The organism is Streptomyces sp. NBC_00252 (assembly GCF_036187565.1).
In the GTDB taxonomy this organism is placed as follows: Bacteria; Actinomycetota; Actinomycetes; order Streptomycetales; family Streptomycetaceae; genus Streptomyces.
This window is the reverse complement of sequence record NZ_CP108087.1, coordinates 8,782,056-8,800,478: the sequence shown is the minus strand read 5'-3', so window position 1 is coordinate 8,800,478 and position 18,423 is coordinate 8,782,056. Positions and strand designations below refer to the sequence as shown.

The window sequence follows — 18,423 nt, the reverse complement described above, 5'->3', positions numbered from 1 at the left end:
GGGCGGGATGGCGCGGTGGCGTGCCTTGCCTGCGGGGATCGACCCGGCGGTGGCCGCACTGGTGGCGCACCTGCGTAAGGCCAAGGACTTCAGCGAGTTGTCGATCAAGCAACTCGGCTCGGCGACCGGGTACAGCACGTCGTCCTGGGAGCGCTATCTCAGCGGCCGTGCGCTGCCGCCGCCCGCTGCCGTGCGGTCCCTCGCGGAGGTGGTGGGCGCCGATCCGGTGCGGCTCCTCGCGCTCCTGGACGCGGCGGTGAACGCTCGGCGGTCCGGGCCCTTCGAGCCGACCCCGTCCTCCGAGCCGACCCCGTCCTCCGTGCCGACCCCGCCGTCCGAACCGGTCCCGCCGTCCAAGCCGGTCTTACCGCCCGAGCCCGCGACGACCGGGGCCGTGGAAGCGGACGACGACCGTTCGGACACCGGCGTGGACGGCGACCGTCATCACCTCGCCGGATGGCGGCAGTTGGGCCTGCTCGGCTGCGGGATGGTCATGGGCGCCGTGATGGTCCTGCTCCTCGTGCAGCCCACCCAGGTCGCCGCGGCCCGCGGCGTCAGCGGTACGGCGGTGGCGGTCCCCGAGGCGACGGCCTTCGCGTGCTCGTACACCCGGCAGGGCGGGCGGTGGTACGCCGGGAACAGCGAGACGCGCACACACCAACTGGTCGTCGACATGAGCGGACCGGCGGTCGCCGAACTGCAGTGTCTGCTCCAGCGTGCGGGCATCACCCCCGGGGGCATCGACGGGAACTTCGGGCCCCTGACCGAGTCCGCGGTGATCCAGGCGCAGAAGAAGTTCCACCTCGACGTGGACGGACAGGTGGGCCCGTCGACCTGGGCCGCCCTGCGCGGATGAGCGGGGCCCGACCGGAGTTCGTCCTGCTGGCCGCCGAACTGCGGGTACTTCGCGAGCGCGCCGCGCTGTCCATCACGGAGCTGGCCGGCAAGTCCGCGTACAGCAGGTCCTCCTGGCACCGCTACCTCGGCGGCACCGCGCTGCCACCGTGGCTCGCGGTACGCGCCCTGTGCCAGCTGGCAGACGAACCCACGCCCCGGATACGGGCGTTGTGGGAACTCGCCGAGGCCGCCGCCAGCGGGCGCGCCGCGGTGCGGGAGGCGCCGGTGTCAGCGGCGCCGACCGAGCCAACTCGGGCTGCGGACAGTGCCGTTGCTCCCGTGCAGCAGACCGCTGCTCCGGAGACCCGTCCCGCACCGCGCCGACACGAGCAGCGCTGGTGGGGTGTGCGCGCCCTGGCGTTCACCTGCGTACTGGCGCTGTGCGTGACCCTCGGCCTGGTGGCGGCCTGGCAGCGGGTCGGGACACCGGAAGCCGCCTCGCCGGATGCGGCCACGCCCCGCGCGTCCGGTTTCCACGTCGGCTGTGTGGCCGGCGCCTGCACCGGCCGCGATCCGAGCGTGACCCTGTGCGGGGCCCAACCGCAGACGCTGCTGCACCGGCTGACCCCGAGCGGTGCCGGTCTCGAAATCCGTTACAACCCGCTGTGCCGGGCCGTCTGGGCCCGGGTCTGGAACACGCGCCTCGGCGACACGCTCACGCTGTCCGCGCCCGGGCAGCCCGCACAGAGCATCGCGGTGCACAGCACGCGCCAGCTGAACGCGTTCGTCCACACCCCTCTGCTCGGCCTCCACGCCGGCCCCACACCCCTGACCGCGTGCCTGTCGGAGACCCCGCACACCCCTGCCACCTGCTACCGCCTCACCGCGCACTGAAGATCCGTCAGGTTCGGCAGTGGACGCCCTGTCGGCGACCGCCCCCGAACTGTCCCGCCCAACCGTCACATCACCGTGCATCCCCGCAGGTCGGAGCCGGTACCGTCCCGTCATCCCCCCAGATCCCCACCCGCTGTGGACACGGGCCCGACCGGAGCCCAAAGATCACCTGCAGCGCTGCTTCCGCTCCAGCAGGACTCCCACGCCGCGTCGCCCAGCGGCCCCCACCGTGCACACCGCATACAGACGTCAAGGATTGGAACGTGTCATGGACCCGTTTGACAACGGCCGTCAGCTGTCTCGACGCAGACTCCTGACCCTCGCCGGCGGCGCCGCGGTGGCCACCGCGACCGGCATCGGATTCGCCCAGTCGGCTTCCGCCGCCACCACCGCGGCCGCGACGACCAGCTACGGGATCGACTACTCCGACGCGTCGCTCACCGCCGCTTCGGTCGCCTCGGCGGGCTACGGCTTCGCGTGCCGCTACCTCAGCTGGCTGCCGAACCCGAAGGTCCTCACCCTGTCCGAGGCGCAGGCCCTGACCGCCGCGGACATCGGCATCGTCTCCAACTGGGAGTCCGACGGACTGCAGGACTGGCAGAGCGGCGTCCCCGCGGACCCGTACTCCCAGGGGGCCGGGCATGCCACCGAGGCGCAGCGGCAGGCGTCGGCCAACGGGATGCCGTCGACGCGGCCGATCTACTTCAGCGTCGACTTCGACCTCCAGTCCTCGATGTACTCCGCGCTCAACTCCTACTTCGACGGCGTCGCCTCGGTGATCGGCCGGTCCCGGACCGGTGCGTACGGCGGCTATCACGTGATCAAGGAACTCTTCGACAGCGGGAAAATAACCTGGGGCTGGCAGACGTACGCGTGGTCCGGCGGAAGCTGGGACAGCCGCGCGCAGTTGAGGCAGGTCCAGAACGGCATCTCGGTCGCCGGTCACGACGCGGACCTCGACCAGGCGATGGCCGCCGACTACGGGCAGTGGGGCGGCAAGGGCGGCGGCGGTACCGGTGTCATCCTGCCGTCCTGGCCGAACATCACCGACGGCATGACGGGTCCCAGCGTGCAGGCGGCGCAGTACCTGCTGCGCTACCACGGTGCCTCGATCACCGCCGACGGCCAGTTCGGGGCGGACACCCTCGCCGCGGCCAAGAGCTTCCAGTCCGCGCACGGCCTCGGCGTCGACGGCCAGATCGGCCCGCAGACCTGGTCGGCACTGATCGTCCAGGTACAGACGGGCTCCAGCGGCGACGCCGTCCGCGCCGCGCAGGTGGAGTTGAACCGGTTCGGCTACGGCCTGACCGTCGACGGCAACTTCGGTTCCGGCACCGAGACCGCGGCCCGCGCCTTCCAGTCCGCGCACAGCCTCGGCGTCGACGGCCAAGTCGGCCCGCAGACCTGGCAGATGCTCGTCGGCACCGGGAACGGCGCCTCGGGCGGCAGCACCGTCGCACCGCCCTGGCCGAACGTCATCGACGGCGACACCGGGAACAACGTGCTGGCCGCGCAGTACCTGCTGCGCTCCCACGGTGCCACGATCAGCGCCGACGGCCAGTTCGGGTCCGGCACACTCGCCGCGGCCAAGAGCTTCCAGTCCGCGCACGGGCTCAGCGTCGACGGCCAGATCGGCCCGAAGACCTGGTCCGCGCTGATCGTCCAGGTACAGACGGGCTCCAGCGGCGACGCCGTCCGCGCCGCCCAGGTCGAACTGAACAAGTTCGGCTACGGCCTCACCGTGGACGGCGACTTCGGCTCCGGCTCCAACAGCGCCACCCGCGCCTTCCAGTCCGCGCACAGCCTCGGCGTCGACGGCCAAGTCGGCCCGCAGACCTGGCAGATGCTCGTCGGCAGCTGACCTCCGGGCCCCCCAGTGGTGAGCGGGTGCGGGGCGGGACGACCATCACGGTTCGCTCCGCCCCGCACCCGCTCTGGTCGGCTCAGTCCTCCGCCGCCCGCCACGCCGTGACCCCGAGCTTCCCGGTGGTCCCGAGATCGAGGTTCGGTGTCACGATCACCGGAGCGGCACCGGCCTTCGCCCGTACCCGTACGTAGGGCACGTTCACCGCCGTGCCGAACTGGGTGGTGTTGCGCCAGACCAGGGTGGCGAGCGCCGACTCGCCGGGCTTGAGCGTGACAGGACCGGCCGGCTTGTCGTTCACGCCGCCGGGGGCGATCCCGCCACCGCCGTCGAGGATCTTGATGCCGTCGACGTGCTGGAGGTCGTCGTCGAGGAGTTCCAGCACCGGGTACCCGTCGACGGAGTAGTCGCGCGTACCGCAGTTGTCGAGATGCAGGCCCACGACCCGCAGCCCCATGGCCGCGTCGCCCCGGTCGGCGCTGACCCGGATCCCGGAGGCGGGGCACGTGCCCGCGGCGGCCGGTGCCTCGTTCGAGGGGACCTTGGTCACTTCGAGGACCTTGGCCCCCGTCACCCGCGGTGTGGTCAGCGGCAGCACACCGGCCCGGACCGTGCCCCGCACGGTCTTGCCGGGACCGACGTCGCGGACGGTCACGGTCTGGTTGGCCATGGCCCCGCCGTCGGCGCTCGTGAAGGTGACGATGACCGTGTACGTCAGGGTCTCGGTGCCCTTGTTGACGACCTCGTAGGCGGCGACGATGCCCGAGTCCTTGGGGAGGCTGTCGGCGGAGACCGAGTAGCTGCGGGTGGGCGAGGGGGAAGGCGACGGGAGGGTCAGCGAGGTGACCCGCACGCCGTCCTTGCCCGGATCGTCGACCTGCGTGCGGGCCGGCGACTCGGACCCGCCCGCCCCGGCCCTCCCGGCGCCGTCGTGCTCCGTACCGCAGGCCGTGAGCAGCAGGGCGGTCGCGGCGAGAGCCGACAGGAAGGGAACGGTGCGGCCGAGGGCCGGGCGGAGTGGGGCGGGTCTGCGCATCCGGTCATCCGATCAGCGCGTGCACCCCGCGCATGTGACGGAGGCCATAATTCCGGTCACAGGGCTGTCACAAGTTCGGTGAGGCGAGAGGCAGTTGAGGGTTCCCGGGCCCTCGGCATCACCGCCCCGGCCCCACCACCGCCGACGCGGGGTCGCGTGGGCGTCTGATATATCGCTGCTATGCGCACTGAATTCAACCCGGCCCAGATGGATCCGTTCGCGGTCTACCGGCTGCTCACCGCGACGGTCGTCCCCCGGCCCATCGCCTGGGTGTCGACGATCTCCGCCGACGGCGTCGACAATCTCGCACCCCACTCCTTCTTCACGGTCTCGTCGGCCAGGCCGCCGGTCGTGCAGTTCACCTCGGTCGGCCGCAAGGACTCCCTGCGCAATGTCGAGGCCACCGGGCAGTTCGTGGTCAACCTCGCCCCGGAGCCGCTCATCGACGCGGTGAACAAGACCGCCACCGACTTCCCCGCGGGCGTGAGCGAGTTCGACGCGGTCGGGGTGGAGCGCGAGGCCGCGCTCCGGGTGAAGCCGTCCCGCGTCGCCGGTTCCCCCGTGGCGCTGGAGTGCGAGCTGCACAGCACGCTCCGGCTGGGTCAGGACACCGTGGTCTTCGGCCGGGTGGTGCATCTCGCGATCGACGAGAACGTCCTCGTCGACGGCCACCCGGAGATCGACCGGCTGCGTCCGCTGGCCCGTCTCGGCAAGGACGAGTGGAGCACCGTAGGGGACGTCCTCGAACTGCGCCGCATCCGGTACGACGACTGGCCCGCGGAGAGCTGAGGGGTTCCTCTCCAGGCATGGATTGCCCTGGCGGAAGGGGGGTGCCGGTACCGCGGTGACTAGCGCCCGCCGATCGCCGACAACAAGGAGGGCATCTGGCGGAGGGTGGTTCACGGCGGCCCGTGAGCCACCCCGTCACGTGTCGCGGCGCCCATGCAAGACACTGGTCGGATGGAGCCGACGCCCCGCAGGAACCTCCGCGAAGAACAGAAGAACCTCACCCATCGCCGACTGCTCGACGCGGCCGTCACGGTCCTCACCGAGAAGCCGTTCCTGGACGCGCGCATGGAGGACATCGCCCAGGCCGCGGGGGTGACACGGGCCACGGTCTACGCCCATTTCCCCGGCAAGGCCGAGATCGTCGACGCGCTGGTCGCGCGGGTCTACGGCGTGATGGGCGAGGCGTACGCGGAGCTGGCGGCGCTGCCGCGCTGGACCCGGGCCGGCATCCGCGCCTGGCTGGACGAGGCGGCGGCCGACTGGCGCGCGATGGCGCCGGTCCGGCGGGTCGCCAACGCGGCGGCCCCCGCGGCGCTGCGGAGTCTCGGCGAGGGCCGGGTGCAGTACGTCGAGGCGCACGAGCGCTATGTCGCGATGCTGGTCGGTCCCCCGGAGCGGTGGCGGGGCGTCGACCCGGCCGAGGCCCGTCAGCGCGCGCTGATGGCCGTCCTGCAGACGGAGTCGTTCTTCGCCGCGTGGATCGCCGTCGAGTGGCCGTTGGAGACCGCCGATCCGCTGCGTCTGCTGGCGGACTCCCTGTGTCATCTGCTCGCCCCGGCGGTGGAGAACGACAGCGCGGGAGGGTCGTAACACAGGGGTGGTCGGCCTCCGGTGTCACGACCGGAGGTCAACCACCCCTGGGGCAGCGGGTGTTGGTCAGCCGGTCTCGCCGAGTGCGGTCGCTCCGGCGGCGGGGTGGGTCGCCGCCGTGGCCTCCGGCTCGCCGTGCGGTGCGCGGGCGCGGACGCCGATGGTGGTGAAGGCGACGGCCGCGGCGACCAGCATGCCGATGCCGCCGACGAGGGCGCAGGTGTGCAGCGCGTCGGTGAAGCTCGCTCCGTAGGCGGCGAGCGCCTGGCCGGTCGCCTCACCGGAGTCGAGATGGAGGAAGGCGCCCGCCTGGATGCCGGCGCCGTTGACCATGCCGATGACCTGGCCCTGGTCGGCCGGGTCGAGGCCGGACGCGGCGACGTGCGCGGGCAGTGCGTCCAGGGTGCGGTTGGTGAGGACGACGCCGAAGATCGCGGGGCCCAGGGCGCTGCCGATCTGCCGGAGCGCGCTGTTGGCGGCGCCCGCGGTGCTGCCCAGGCGGCGCGGGAGGCTGTTCATGGCGATGGTGGTGATGGGGGCGATCGCCAGCGCGATGCCGATGCCGAACACCGCGATGACCAGGGCCGCTTCGCCGGTGCCGGTGCCGGCGTCGAAGAGGTTGACCAGAAGCGCGCCGATGCCGCCGACGAGCAGTCCTGTCACCAGCACGAGGCCGGGCGAGAAGCGGTGCATCAGCCGGCCGACCACCGGGCCGAGGACGACGGTGAAGCCGTTGAGCGCGAGCAGCCGCACTCCGATGTCCCAGGTCGAGGCGTGGTGGACGAGCCCGAAGTACTCGCTGAGCGAGAAGACCAGGCCGACCTGCGCGAACAGTGTGAGCGCCATGACGAGCGCGGCCCCGGAGAACGCCGAGGACTTGAACAGCCGCATGTCCAACATCGGGCAGGGCGACCGCAGTTCGACCAGGACGAAGGCCGGCAGGGCGAGCGCCGCCACGACGAACGCGATCACGACCTCGGCGGAACCCCAGCCCGGGGCGCCGCCGCCCTCGATGACGCCGTAGACGACCGCGGTGATCGCGACGATGGCGAGGAGCTGGCCGGGGATGTCGAGGTGGCGTTCGCGGTCCGAGCGGGAGTCGGTGAGGACGACGGCGCCCACCAGGACCGTGACGGCGCCGATGGCCAGGGTGGGCAGGAAGATCCAGCGCCAACTGGCGTGCTCGACGATCAGGCCGTTGAAGAGCGGGCCGAGGGTGAGGCCGAGGCCGAGGGCTGCCGTCCACAGGGCTATCGCGGCGCCGCGCCTGCGGTGGTCGGGGCAGACATGGCTGATCAGTCCGAGGGTCGCGGGCAGCAGCGCGGCGGTGCCCACACCGGTGAGCGCCTGGCCCACGCAGACCTGGACGACGCTGTGGCCGGTCAGGGCGATGAGACAGCCGAGACAGGACAGCGTCAGACCGATCAGGTACATCTTCTTGCGGCCGAAGAGGTCGCCGATGACACCGCAGGTCAGGAGGAGTGCGGCGGTCGGCAGGATGAAGGCGTCGGTGATCCACTGGAGTCCGGTGGTGGACGCGTCGAGCGCCTGCTGGATCACCGGGAGCGCGACCGACACCCCGACGACCGGCAGATAGGAGACGAAGACTCCCACGCAGGCCAGGGCGATGGTCGCGGTGACGTTCCGGGACGGGGCGTCCGGCTGGGGGGACGGAGGCGAGACTTCGGGAACCAGGGTCGGCATGGCACCTCTAAACGTCGTCGTACGGGGGCGGGTTGACCGGGTGTGCGGTGCGCGAGGCGTTCCGTGCGTGGCTACGGCGGGGGTGACGGTGCCGACTCCGTCGGTCGCGTTCCGTGGCCCGGAAGGTGACGTGGTTGTTCGGCTTGAATCTCCATTGACGTAAGCCATTTCTTTTCGGGAAATCGCTTCGGACCGTATACCGGGGACCCGGTCCTGGAGATGCCGTTGGACCTGCAAACTAAGCTGAACAGCGGCGACGACACACCGCCCCGCGAAGCGGAAACACGCAGGTGGCGGGTGGTTCAGCCGGCGCTGACGTTGGCGGTGATCAGCCGGAGGAGCTGCTTGGCCAGGGCGTCCTGAGCGGGCGTCAGGCCCATGGCGTCCCCGATGGCGAGGGGCACGGCGGCGGCCCGCTCCCGCAGCCGCTCCCCGGTGTCGGTGAGCCGGATCGCGACCGACCGCTCGTCGTCCCGCCGGCGCTCCCGGCGCAGCAGTCCGCCCGCCTCCAGCCGCTTCAGCAGCGGGGAGAGCGTGCTGGACTCCAGTTGCAGCGCGGTCCCGAGGTCCCGCACGGAGATCGAGTCCTGCTCCCAGAGCACGAGCATGACGAGGTACTGCGGGTAGGTCAGCCCCAACGCGTCCAGCAGCGGCCGGTACCTCGCGGTCACCGCACGCGAGGCCGCGTACAGCGCGAAGCACAACTGGTCGTCGAGCAGCAGCGACCCCTCGGCCGGTCCCTCGGCGGCTGGGCTCATGGCGCGACTCCTCGCTCCGGCATGCACGACATCCGCGGCTTCTACGACGTCCACGGCGCCCGATGGGGCGATCCGCACCACTTTACCGTTCAGGTCCGGCCGATTCTATAGAGAACGCTTTAGTTGTGCACGACTTAATCGCACGCTACTGTCATCTCCGTGCCGCACCACCGGCCCGGTCCCCGCCGGAACCCACTCGCGGCACCCGATCCGAGGAGATCGCCATGACCGACAGCACCGCCCCCCGCCCGGTCCTCGAACCCGCCGCCCAGGCCTTCGTCGAAGCGACCGCGAACCCGCCCTACCTGTTCGACCTCGCCCCCGCCGAGGGCCGCAAGGCCGTCGACGAGGTCCAGTCCGGCGAGATCGCCAAGCCCGCCGTCGACGAGGAGTGGATCACCGTCCCCGGCGGCCCGACCGGCCAGGTCAGGACCCGCGTCGTCCGCCCCGCCGGGGTCACCGGCACCCTCCCCGTGATCATCTACATCCACGGCGCGGGCTGGGTCTTCGGCAACGCCCACACCCACGACCGCCTGGTGCGCGAACTCGCCGTCGGCGCCAACGCCGCCGTGGTCTTCCCGGAGTACGACCTCTCCCCCGAGGCCCGCTACCCGGTCGCCATCGAGCAGAACTACACCGTTGCCCGGTGGGTCGTGGAGCAGGGCGCTTCCAAGGACCTGGACCCGGCGCGCATAGCGGTGGTCGGCGACTCGGTGGGCGGCAACATGACCGCGGCGCTGACGCTGATGGCCAAGGAGCGGGGCGATGTCCCCCTGCTCCAGCAGGTGTTGTTCTACCCGGTCACCGACGCGAACTTCGACACCGGCTCCTACGACCAGTTCGCCACCGGCTACTTCCTGCGCCGTGACGGCATGCAGTGGTTCTGGGACCAGTACACGACCGACGAGGCCGAGCGCGCCCAGATCACCGCGTCCCCGCTGCGCGCCACGACCGAGCAACTCACCGGTCTGCCCCCGGCGTTGGTCATCACCGGCGAGGCCGACGTGCTGCGCGACGAGGGCGAGGCCTACGCCAACAAGCTGCGCGAGGCGGGGGTCGCGGTCACGGCCGTCCGCTTCCAGGGGATCATCCACGACTTCGCGATGCTCAACGCCCTGCGCGAGACCCATGCCGCCGAGGCCGCCATCACCCTGGCCGTCGACACCCTGCGCAAGGCCCTCGCCGCCAACTGACCTACGACCGGCCGGACCTGACGAATCCTCAGGCGGTCAGCATCTTCGTCAACACCGCACGCTGCACCGGGAGTACCTCGCCGTGCAGCGTGCGGCCTTTTTCGGTGAGGGTCACGCGGACGCCCCGCCGGTCCTCCGCGCACATGCCGCGCTCGACGAGACCGTCCTTCTCCAGCCGGGCGATCAGCCGGGACAGGGCGCTCTGACTGAGGTGGACCCGCTCGGAGATCTCCTGGACGCGGAACGCGCAGGGCTCGGCGGACAGCACGTCCAGCACCTCGAAGTCGCTGCCGCACAGGCCGTGTTGATGCAGGGCGCGGTCGAGTTCGCACTGCGTGCGGGCGTGCAGCGCCAGCATCCCCCGCCACTGGTCCACGAGCGCCTGCTCGGCCTTCTTCGCCGCCATGACAGCGCACCGTAGCAGAGAACCTGGTTTGTTGCATCGGAATTAAATGCGCTTGCATTCGATGCATACGCATGTAGTGTCTGCGCCATGACCTCTCCGCTCTCCCCTCCATTGTCCGAGGGACGTTGGACCCCCCGGCTGTGGGGCACTCTGCTGGTGCTCTGCGCCGCGATGTTCCTGGACGCGCTCGACGTGTCGATGGTCGGTGTCGCCCTGCCCTCGATCGGCTCCGAACTCGACCTCTCCACCTCGACGCTCCAATGGATCGTCAGCGGCTACATCCTGGGATACGGCGGCCTGCTCCTCCTCGGCGGCCGGACCGCCGACCTGCTCGGCCGGCGCCAGGTCTTCCTGGTCGCCCTGGGTGTCTTCGCCGTGGCCTCGCTGCTCGGCGGGCTCGTCGACTCGGGCCCGCTGCTCATCGCCAGCCGCTTCATCAAGGGCCTCAGCGCGGCCTTCACCGCACCGGCCGGCCTGTCCATCATCACGACGACCTTCGCCGAGGGCCCGCTGCGCAACCGCGCCCTGTCCATCTACACCACCTGCGCGGCCACCGGTTTCTCCATGGGCCTGGTCCTCTCCGGCCTGCTCACGGAGGCCAGTTGGCGCCTGACCATGCTGCTCCCCGCACCCATCGCGCTGCTCGCCCTGCTCGCCGGCCTGAAGCTGCTGCCGCGCAGTGAACGCGAGAAGGACCACAACGGCTACGACGTCCCGGGCGCGGTGCTCGGCACGGGAGCGATGCTGCTGCTGGTGTTCACCGTCGTGCAGGCACCGGAGGTCGGCTGGGCATCGGCCCGGACCCTCCTCTCCTTCCTGGCAGTTGCCGTCCTGCTGACCGTGTTCGTGTTCGTCGAGCGGCGTTCCGCGGGGCCGTTGATCCGGCTCGGGGTGCTGCGGTCCGGGAACCAGATCCGGGCCCAGCTCGGCGCGATGGCCCTCTTCGGGTCGTACGTCGGCTTCCAGTTCTTGGTCACGCTGTACATGCAACAGCTGCTCGGCTGGTCGGCGTTGCACACGGCGCTCGCCTTCCTGCCGGCCGGGGCGCTGGTGGCGGCGTCCTCGACGAAGATGGGGGCGATCGTCGACCGGTTCGGCACCCAGCGGCTGATCGTGGTGGGCTTCGCGCTGATGGTCGTGGGGTACGCCCTCTTCCTGCGGGTCAGCGTCGATCCGGTGTACGCGTCGGTGATCCTGCCGTCGATGCTGCTGATCGGCGGGGCGTTCGCGCTGGTCTTCCCCTCGCTCAACATCCAGGCCACCAACGGGGTCGACGACCACGAACAGGGCATGGTCTCCGGGCTGTTGAACACCTCGGTGCAGGTGGGCGGCGCGATCTTCCTCGCGGTCGTCACGGCCGTGGTCACCGCCCACGCGCCGACGCACGCCACCCCGCAGGCGGTCCTGGACAGTTATCGGCCCGGGCTGGTCGTGGTGACGATCATCGCGCTGGTCGGCCTGCTGGTCTCCCTGCCGGGTCTGCGCACGCGCCGTGCCCAACAGTCCATCGTCGTAGCCAAGTCCACTGTGACGGAGGCGGAGACGGAGCGCGTCGCAGTCCGCGACTAGACGCTCCGCCAGGCGGCCTGTGTCGCCTGCGGGTCCGTCGTGGCCGGTCGCGCCGTTCCCCGCGCCCCTTGGGGGCACGGCCCGGCGGGACCGCGTTCGGACGGACCGGCTCACGGGGACGCCTCCCTGAGTGTGCGCCCGGCGGGGTTGTTTGTCCCGCCGGGCGCACACGTGTGAGACTTTCGGGATGACGACGTACGGGGGACGGCGCACTCAGGCCGAGCGGGACGCGGTGACCGTGGAGATCGGATACGCGCTGGTCAGTGCCGCGTTCGTGGCGGCGGTGCTGTTCGGGGTCGTCGCCGGGCCGGCGCTGCTCTTCGAACTGCCGGGCTCCGTCGAGACGTTGCTGATGCGCGGGGGACTCGTGCTCGCGCCGGTGGCGTTCCTCGTGCGGGTGGCGACCGTGCTGTACCGGTACCGGCCGGGGGCGGGTCAGCCCAGCCAGCCGGGGCGCACCAACCCCGACTCGTAGGCCAGCACGACCAGTTGGGCCCTGTCCCGGGCGCCGAGTTTCACCATCGTGCGGCTGACGTGGGTCTTGGCGGTGAGCGGGCTGACGACCAGACGGCGGGCGATCTCCTCGTTGGAGAGGCCGATGCCGACGAGGGCCATCACCTCCCGTTCCCGCTCGGTGAGTTGGGTGAGGGCGTCGGCGGTCGCGGGCTCCTTGGAGCGGGCCGCGAACTCGGCGATGAGCCGACGGGTCACCCCGGGTGACAGCAGCGCGTCGCCGTCGACCACCGCCCTTACCGCGCGCAGGAGTTCGTCCGGCTCGGTGTCCTTCACCAGGAAGCCGGACGCGCCGGAGCGGATCGCCTCGAAGACGTACTCGTCGAGTTCGAAGGTCGTCAGCATCACCACCTTCACGTCCTTCAGATCACCGTCCCCGGTGATCCGGCGCGTCGCGGCCAGGCCGTCGAGCAACGGCATGCGGATGTCCATCAGAACGACATCGGGGCGCAGTTCACCCACCTTGCGCACGGCCTCCTCACCGTCGGCGGCCTCGCCGGCCACCTCGATGTCGGGCTGGGCGTCGAGCAGCGCCTTGAACCCGGCCCGGACCAGGGACTGGTCGTCGGCGAGCAGTACGCGGATCACCGGTCGTCCTCCTTCGGCGTGACCTTCAACGGCAGTACGGCGAGCACCCGGTAGCCGCCGTCCGGACGGGGACCCGCCTCGATCGTGCCACCGAGCGCGGCGGCCCGTTCCCGCATCCCGGCCAGCCCGTTGCCGCTGCCCCCGGCGTCCGCGCCGGTCGCGGGCCCGTCGTCGTCGATGCGCAGCCGTAGCTCCCGGGGATCGTGCTCGACGTGCACGCGCGCGTGCCGTGAGCCCGAGTGCCGTACGACATTGGTGAGGGCCTCCTGCACGACGCGGAAGGCGGCGAGGTCGGTGCCGGGCGGGAGGCGGGGCGGGGTGCCGTCCAGCTCTACGGTGAGGCCGGCGCTCGCCGCCTGCTGGACCAGTTCGGGGAGCCGGTCGAGGCCGGGGGCCGGGGCGCGCGGGGCGTCGCCGGGGGTGCGCAGGGTGTCGAGGACCTGGCGGACCTCGCCGAGCGCCTCCTTGCTGGCGGCCTTGATGGTGGTCAGTGCCGTACGGGCCTGCTCCGGGTCGGAGTCGAGGAGCGCGAGACCGACGCCCGCCTGGACGTTGATGACGGAGATGCTGTGCGCGAGGACGTCGTGCAGTTCGCGGGCCATCCTCAGCCGTTCCTCGTCGGCCCGGCGCCGGGCCGCCTGGGCACGCTCGGCACGGTCGCGGGCCCACTGGTCGCGCCGGGTGCGGGCCAGTTCGGAGATCGCGGCGATGGCCACCACCCAGGTGGCGACGGCCAGTTCACCACCCCAGGGCATCGCGTGATCGTGTGCCGGGGGCAGCCACCGGTACAACCAGTGCGAGATCAGGAGGTGCGCCACCCACAACACCCCGAGCGCGGCCCAGGCGGCCCACCGCCGCCCGGCGACGACCGCGCTGAAACACCCGAGGGCCACGGTCACGAAGACCGGGCCGTACGCGTATCCGGCACCGACATAGACCACGGTGGCCACCACCGTGCCGAACGCCACCCACACGGGGTACCGGTGCCGCCACAGCAACAGCACCGACGCGGCGATGAGCAGCAAGCGCCCGAAGAGATCGAGATAAACGCGATCGGGCTGACCGTGCGAGGCGAAGTTGCTGCCCCCCAGCACCAACACGGTCACCAACAGCGTCGACCGCCACGGCCACCGCGCCGAGTCCCCCCACGGCGGCCCGTGCCGCCACCAGGGCGACCCCCCACCGCCGACCCGCTCCACATCCATGCACGTCACGCTAGACGCCGAGCGGCATCCACGGCGTCAGCCGGTCGGCGTGATCACGCGTACTTCCCAGGGAGTACGTCCACTGCAGCGCCCCTGGAAGGGGCGCGGGGAACTGCGCGACCAGCCCCCACCGGACGTGCGGCGAACGAACCACCTGTCGAGGCGCACCCTCACTCGCCGGCGAGACCCACCCCGAGCGCCAGCCGCCGAGCCGCATGCCGAAAAAACGCCCCCCGGTCCTCCACCACACGCCGAAACTGACCAAAGAGCTCAAAGCTGACCATCCCGTAGAGCTCGGCCCACGCGCTCACGAGAGCCACGGCCACCGCGGGCGGGAGATCCCCGGCGAAATCCGCGACCATGCGCTCGCCCTCGGCGCAGAGGTCGGCAGGGAGTGGAGGCTCGGTCAGACTGCCGTCCCGGTACGCATCCCGCGCGGTCCCGATCAACAGCAGGGCAACCCGCGCGGCGGACTCCACGGTCGTCTCCGGAGCGACATACCCCGGAACAGGCGACCCGTAGATCAACGCGTACTCATGCGGATGCCCGAGCGCCCACCCCCGCACCGCCTCACACACGGCCACCCACCGGCGCAACGGCCCCGCATCCACCACAACGGAATGCGCAGCCTCCGCCGCCTCCCCGAGGGAGTCGTACGCATCGATGATGAGAGCGGTCAGCAGATCGTCACGGCTGGGGAAGTACCGGTACAGCGCGGAGGACACCATGCCCAGCTCCCGCGCCACCGCGCGCAGCGACAGCTTCGACGCCCCCTCGGCCGCCAGCTGTCTGCGCGCCTCGTCCTTGATGGCCGCGGTGACCTCGATCCTGGCTCGGGCGCGGGCGCCTTGTGTGGTGCTCATACGGCCCAGTGTGGCACGAAATCAGAGCACCGCACACAAACAAGAGCACCGAACAAAAAAGAGAGCACTGCTCTTGCATTGGATCGCCGCGCCGATGCAGACTGTTCACGAGAGCGAGAGCAGTGCTCACAAAAGTGAGCCGCGCTCTCCACACCCTGGGAGCAGTCATGACCACGCACGTCCAGAAGCCCGGCTGGTTCACCGTGAACGTCCTCAACCGCACCGTCGCCTGGTCCACCCGCCGCGGTCTCAGCGTGTGGGGTTCACGGGTGCTGGCGGTCCGCGGCCGTAAGAGCGGCGAGTGGCGGACCACCCCGGTGAACCTGCTGACGGTGGACGGACAGCAGTACCTCGTCGCCCCGCGCGGGCACGTCCAGTGGACGCACAACATGCGGGCGGCGGGCGGCGGAGAGCTGCGGCTCGGCAAGAAGGTGGACGTGTTCACCGCGACCGAGGTCACCGGCGACGACAAGGTGCCGCTGCTGCGTGCCTACCTCAAGCGGTGGAAGGCCGAGGTCGGGGTGTTCTTCGGAGGAGTCGGCCCGGACTCCTCCGACGACGAGCTGCGCCGGATCGCCCCCGACCACCCCGTCTTCCACGTCACGGTCAGGAGCTGACCTCGTCCTCCGCGGGCTCCTCGGGCGGCTCCACCGGCTCCGCGTTCCTCCGGTCGATCGCGGTCAGCGCGCGCTGGGCCATCGGGTGGCTGCGCACGAGTTCGCCAAGCGTCGTCGAGCCCCGGGTGATGTCCATGAACGCCTTCCAGGCCGGCCGGAAGCCGGTGAGCGCGGCGTGGAACAGGCCGGGGCGCCGCTCGAAGATCGCGAGCATGCTCTTGCCGACGCTCATCTCGACGCCGAGGCCCGCCTTGATCGCGAAGGCGTAGTTCAGCGCCTGGCGGCGGGTGTCCACCGCGTCGTGCGCCTCGGCGATCCGCACGGCCCACTCCCCCGCGAGCCGCCCCGACCGCAGCGCGAACGAGATGCCCTCCCGGGTCCATGGCTCCAGCAGTCCCGCCGCGTCGCCGCACACCAGCACGCGACCGCGGGAGAGCGGCGAGTCGTCGGCCCGGCAGCGGGTCAAGTGCCCCGAGGAGATGCTCGGTTCGAAGCCTGCGAGGCCGAGCCGGGCGATGAAGTCCTCCAAGTACCGCTTGGTGGCGGCGCCCTCACCGCGCGCGGAGATCACGCCGACCGTGAGCGTGTCGCCCTTGGGGAAGACCCAGCCGTAACTCCCGGGCATGGGGCCCCAGTCGATGAGCACCCGGCCCTTCCAGTCCTCGGCGACCGTCTCCGGCACCGGGATCTCCGCCTCCAGCCCGAGGTCCACCTGGTCGGTCTTGACGCCGACGTGCGCCCCTATGCGGCTGGCACTGCCGTCGGCGCCGACGACGGCCCGCGCGAGCACCGTCTCGCCGCCTTGGAGGACGACCGCGACCGTACGCCGGTCCGGGACCGCCGAGCCGTGCTGCTCGACCCGCGTCACGGTGACGCCCGTGCGCAGCTCGGCGCCCGCCTTCTGCGCGTGCTCGACGAGCTGCTGGTCGAACTCGGGCCGGTTGATCAGCCCGAACAGCATCTGCCGGGAGCGGCGGGTGCGCGTGAAACGTCCGTTGTTCGAGAACGTTATGGCGTGCACCCGGTCCTTGAGCGGCAGTTCGAAGCCGGGCGGGAGGGAGTCGCGCGAAGGTCCGATGATGCCGCCGCCGCATGTCTTGTAGCGGGGCAGCTCGGCTTTCTCCAGCAACAGCACGCGCCGTCCCGCGACCGCCGCCGCATAGGCGGCCGAAGCCCCCGCGGGTCCCGCGCCCACCACGACGACGTCCCACACCCGCTGTTCGTCGTCCGCCGAAGAGTTCTCGCTGCTCACGATGGTCTACTGCTCCCGATCAAGCCGCTGCCGCACCTGTCCCCCGCATCCTACGGCGGACATCGCCACAGACCGCTGTGGGAGGATCGTCGGCATCATTCGTACAACGTCGCACCCACAAGGAGCGTGCCCATGTCGTCGAATCCGGTCGCCGAGACCGTCGCCTCGCTCATGCCCACGGCGCGGAGGGAGCTCACCGAGCTGGTGGCCTTCCAATCGGTTGCGGACTTCGACCAGTTCCCGAAGAGCGAGAGCGAGGGCGCCGCGAACTGGGTCGCCGACGCGCTGCGCGCCGAGGGTTTCCAGGACGTGGCCCTGCTCGACACCCCGGACGGCACCCAGTCGGTCTACGGCTACCTGCCCGGCCCGGAGGGCGCCAAGACCGTGCTGCTGTACGCCCACTACGACGTGCAGCCCCCGCTGGACGTGGCCGGCTGGACGTCCCCGCCGTTCGAACTGACCGAGCGCGACGGCCGCTGGTACGGCCGCGGGGCCGCCGACTGCAAGGGCGGCGTGATCATGCACCTGCTCGCGCTGCGCGCCCTCAAGGCCAACGGCGGCATCCCGGTGCACGTCAAGGTGATCGCCGAGGGCTCGGAGGAGCAGGGCACCGGCGGTCTGGAGCGGTACGCCGAGGACCACCCTGAGCTGCTGAAGGCAGACACCATCGTCATCGGCGACGCGGGCAACTTCCGGGTCGGGCTGCCGACGGTCACCTCGACCCTGCGCGGCATGACCATGCTGCGGGTGCAGGTCGACACCCTCGAAGGCAATCTGCACTCCGGCCAGTTCGGCGGTGCCGCGCCCGACGCGCTGGCCGCGCTGATCCGCGTCCTGGACTCGCTGCGCGCCGAGGACGGCTCCACGACGGTCGAGGGCCTCGCCGCAGAGTCCTCCTGGGACGGGCTGACGTACGCGGAGGAGCAGTTCCGCAAGGACGCCAAGGTGCTGGACGGCGTCGAGCTGATCGGTTCCGGTGCGGTCGCCGACCGCATCTGGGCGCGCCCGGCCGTCACCGTCCTCGGCATCGACTGCCCGCCGGTCGTCGGCGCCACCCCGTCCGTGCAGGCCGGCGCCCGGGCGCTGGTCAGCCTGCGGGTGCCGCCGGGCACGGACGCCGCCGAGGCGACCAAGCTGCTCCAGGCCCACCTGGAGTCCCACATCCCGTGGGGCGCCCGCGTCCGCACCGAACAGATCGGTCAGGGCCAGCCGTTCAGCGCCGACACGACCAGCCCGGCGTACACGGCGATGGCCGACGCGATGGCGGTCGCCTACCCCGGCGAGGAGATGCAGTACGCCGGTCAGGGCGGCTCCATCCCGCTGTGCAACACCCTCGCGGCCCTCTACCCGCAGGCGGAGATCCTCCTCATCGGCCTCAGCGAGCCGGAGGCCCAGATCCACGCGCTGAACGAGAGCGTGTCGCCCGAGGAGCTGGAGCGGCTGTCGGTGGCGGAGGCGCTGTTCCTGCAGAACTACGCGGCCAACTGAGCCTGGACCGACGGTCCTTGAGGAAGGGCGGCGCGGC

General features: G+C 71.3%; 18 protein-coding genes. 10 read left to right on the top strand and 8 right to left on the bottom strand.

Annotation, left to right across the window (positions count from 1 at the left end):
• Nucleotides 1-7 precede the first annotated feature (7 nt).
• From OHT77_RS39080 to OHT77_RS39070, 3 genes are all read left to right on the top strand, one after another.
• Nucleotides 8-856, top strand: coding sequence for a peptidoglycan-binding protein (locus tag OHT77_RS39080; protein WP_328833075.1), 849 nt, complete (start codon nt 8-10; stop codon nt 854-856).
• Nucleotides 853-1,731, top strand: a complete 879-nt coding sequence (locus tag OHT77_RS39075; protein WP_328833074.1) for a helix-turn-helix domain-containing protein — start codon at nt 853-855, stop codon at nt 1,729-1,731. The genes OHT77_RS39080 and OHT77_RS39075 overlap by 4 nt, the downstream gene beginning before the upstream one ends.
• 268 nt (nt 1,732-1,999) lie before the next feature.
• Nucleotides 2,000-3,592, top strand: coding sequence for a peptidoglycan-binding protein (locus tag OHT77_RS39070; RefSeq protein WP_328833073.1), 1,593 nt, complete (start codon nt 2,000-2,002; stop codon nt 3,590-3,592).
• A gap of 82 nt (nt 3,593-3,674) precedes the next feature.
• Here the strand turns inward: OHT77_RS39070 and OHT77_RS39065 are convergent, their stop codons facing one another.
• Nucleotides 3,675-4,631, bottom strand: a complete 957-nt coding sequence (locus OHT77_RS39065) for a DUF4232 domain-containing protein (RefSeq protein WP_328833072.1) — start codon at nt 4,629-4,631, stop codon at nt 3,675-3,677.
• Nucleotides 4,632-4,811: 180 nt separating this feature from the next.
• On the opposite strand from OHT77_RS39065, the gene OHT77_RS39060 reads away from it, so the two are divergent.
• Nucleotides 4,812-5,420, top strand: a complete 609-nt coding sequence (locus OHT77_RS39060) for a flavin reductase family protein (RefSeq protein ID WP_328833070.1) — start codon at nt 4,812-4,814, stop codon at nt 5,418-5,420.
• 171 nt (nt 5,421-5,591) lie between these two features.
• A complete protein-coding gene (locus OHT77_RS39055; protein ID WP_328833068.1) occupies nt 5,592-6,230 on the top strand; it encodes a TetR/AcrR family transcriptional regulator in 639 nt (212 codons plus the stop codon).
• 66 nt (nt 6,231-6,296) lie between these two features.
• On the opposite strand, the gene OHT77_RS39050 is transcribed toward OHT77_RS39055, so the two are convergent.
• Nucleotides 6,297-7,934, bottom strand: a complete 1,638-nt coding sequence (locus tag OHT77_RS39050; RefSeq protein WP_328833067.1) for an MFS transporter — start codon at nt 7,932-7,934, stop codon at nt 6,297-6,299.
• A gap of 302 nt (nt 7,935-8,236) precedes the next feature.
• Nucleotides 8,237-8,692 (bottom strand): MarR family winged helix-turn-helix transcriptional regulator, encoded by a 456-nt coding sequence (locus OHT77_RS39045; RefSeq protein WP_328833065.1) that lies wholly within the window; start codon nt 8,690-8,692, stop codon nt 8,237-8,239.
• Nucleotides 8,693-8,916: 224 nt separating this feature from the next.
• On the opposite strand from OHT77_RS39045, the gene OHT77_RS39040 reads away from it, so the two are divergent.
• Entirely contained in the window at nt 8,917-9,885 is a 969-nt protein-coding gene (locus OHT77_RS39040) for an alpha/beta hydrolase (protein WP_328833064.1), read from the top strand.
• A gap of 28 nt (nt 9,886-9,913) precedes the next feature.
• Here OHT77_RS39040 and OHT77_RS39035 read toward each other — a convergent pair whose 3' ends face one another.
• Nucleotides 9,914-10,291 carry a MarR family winged helix-turn-helix transcriptional regulator gene (locus OHT77_RS39035; protein ID WP_328833063.1) on the bottom strand — a complete coding sequence of 126 codons (378 nt, stop codon included), beginning with the start codon at nt 10,289-10,291 and terminating at the stop codon, nt 9,914-9,916.
• Nucleotides 10,292-10,378: 87 nt separating this feature from the next.
• Between OHT77_RS39035 and OHT77_RS39030 the strand changes: the two genes are divergently transcribed.
• On the top strand, nt 10,379-11,860 hold the full coding sequence (locus tag OHT77_RS39030) for an MFS transporter (RefSeq protein WP_328833062.1): 1,482 nt from the start codon (nt 10,379-10,381) through the stop codon (nt 11,858-11,860).
• A gap of 187 nt (nt 11,861-12,047) precedes the next feature.
• Nucleotides 12,048-12,335, top strand: coding sequence for a DUF6332 family protein (locus OHT77_RS39025; RefSeq protein ID WP_328833061.1), 288 nt, complete (start codon nt 12,048-12,050; stop codon nt 12,333-12,335).
• On the opposite strand, the gene OHT77_RS39020 is transcribed toward OHT77_RS39025, so the two are convergent.
• The 3 genes from OHT77_RS39020 to OHT77_RS39010 all read right to left on the bottom strand — a co-directional run bounded on the left by OHT77_RS39020 (nt 12,296) and on the right by OHT77_RS39010 (nt 15,029).
• The gene (locus tag OHT77_RS39020; protein WP_328833060.1) at nt 12,296-12,961 is read right to left on the bottom strand and encodes a response regulator transcription factor; all 666 of its coding nucleotides are present in this window, start codon (nt 12,959-12,961) and stop codon (nt 12,296-12,298) included. The genes OHT77_RS39025 and OHT77_RS39020 overlap by 40 nt on opposite strands.
• A complete protein-coding gene (locus OHT77_RS39015) occupies nt 12,958-14,166 on the bottom strand; it encodes a sensor histidine kinase (protein ID WP_328833059.1) in 1,209 nt (402 codons plus the stop codon). Before OHT77_RS39015 ends, OHT77_RS39020 begins: the two co-directional genes overlap by 4 nt.
• Nucleotides 14,167-14,336: 170 nt before the next feature.
• A complete protein-coding gene (locus OHT77_RS39010; RefSeq protein WP_328833058.1) occupies nt 14,337-15,029 on the bottom strand; it encodes a TetR/AcrR family transcriptional regulator in 693 nt (230 codons plus the stop codon).
• Nucleotides 15,030-15,196: 167 nt separating this feature from the next.
• On the opposite strand from OHT77_RS39010, the gene OHT77_RS39005 reads away from it, so the two are divergent.
• The gene (locus OHT77_RS39005) at nt 15,197-15,646 is read left to right on the top strand and encodes a nitroreductase family deazaflavin-dependent oxidoreductase (protein ID WP_266774502.1); all 450 of its coding nucleotides are present in this window, start codon (nt 15,197-15,199) and stop codon (nt 15,644-15,646) included.
• On the opposite strand, the gene OHT77_RS39000 is transcribed toward OHT77_RS39005, so the two are convergent.
• Nucleotides 15,636-16,898: a geranylgeranyl reductase family protein gene (locus tag OHT77_RS39000; protein ID WP_328833057.1), complete on the bottom strand. Its 1,263-nt coding sequence runs from the start codon at nt 16,896-16,898 to the stop codon at nt 15,636-15,638. The genes OHT77_RS39005 and OHT77_RS39000 overlap by 11 nt on opposite strands.
• 132 nt (nt 16,899-17,030) lie before the next feature.
• Between OHT77_RS39000 and OHT77_RS38995 the strand changes: the two genes are divergently transcribed.
• A complete protein-coding gene (locus OHT77_RS38995) occupies nt 17,031-18,386 on the top strand; it encodes a dipeptidase (RefSeq protein WP_328833056.1) in 1,356 nt (451 codons plus the stop codon).
• Nucleotides 18,387-18,423: the final 37 nt, after the last annotated feature.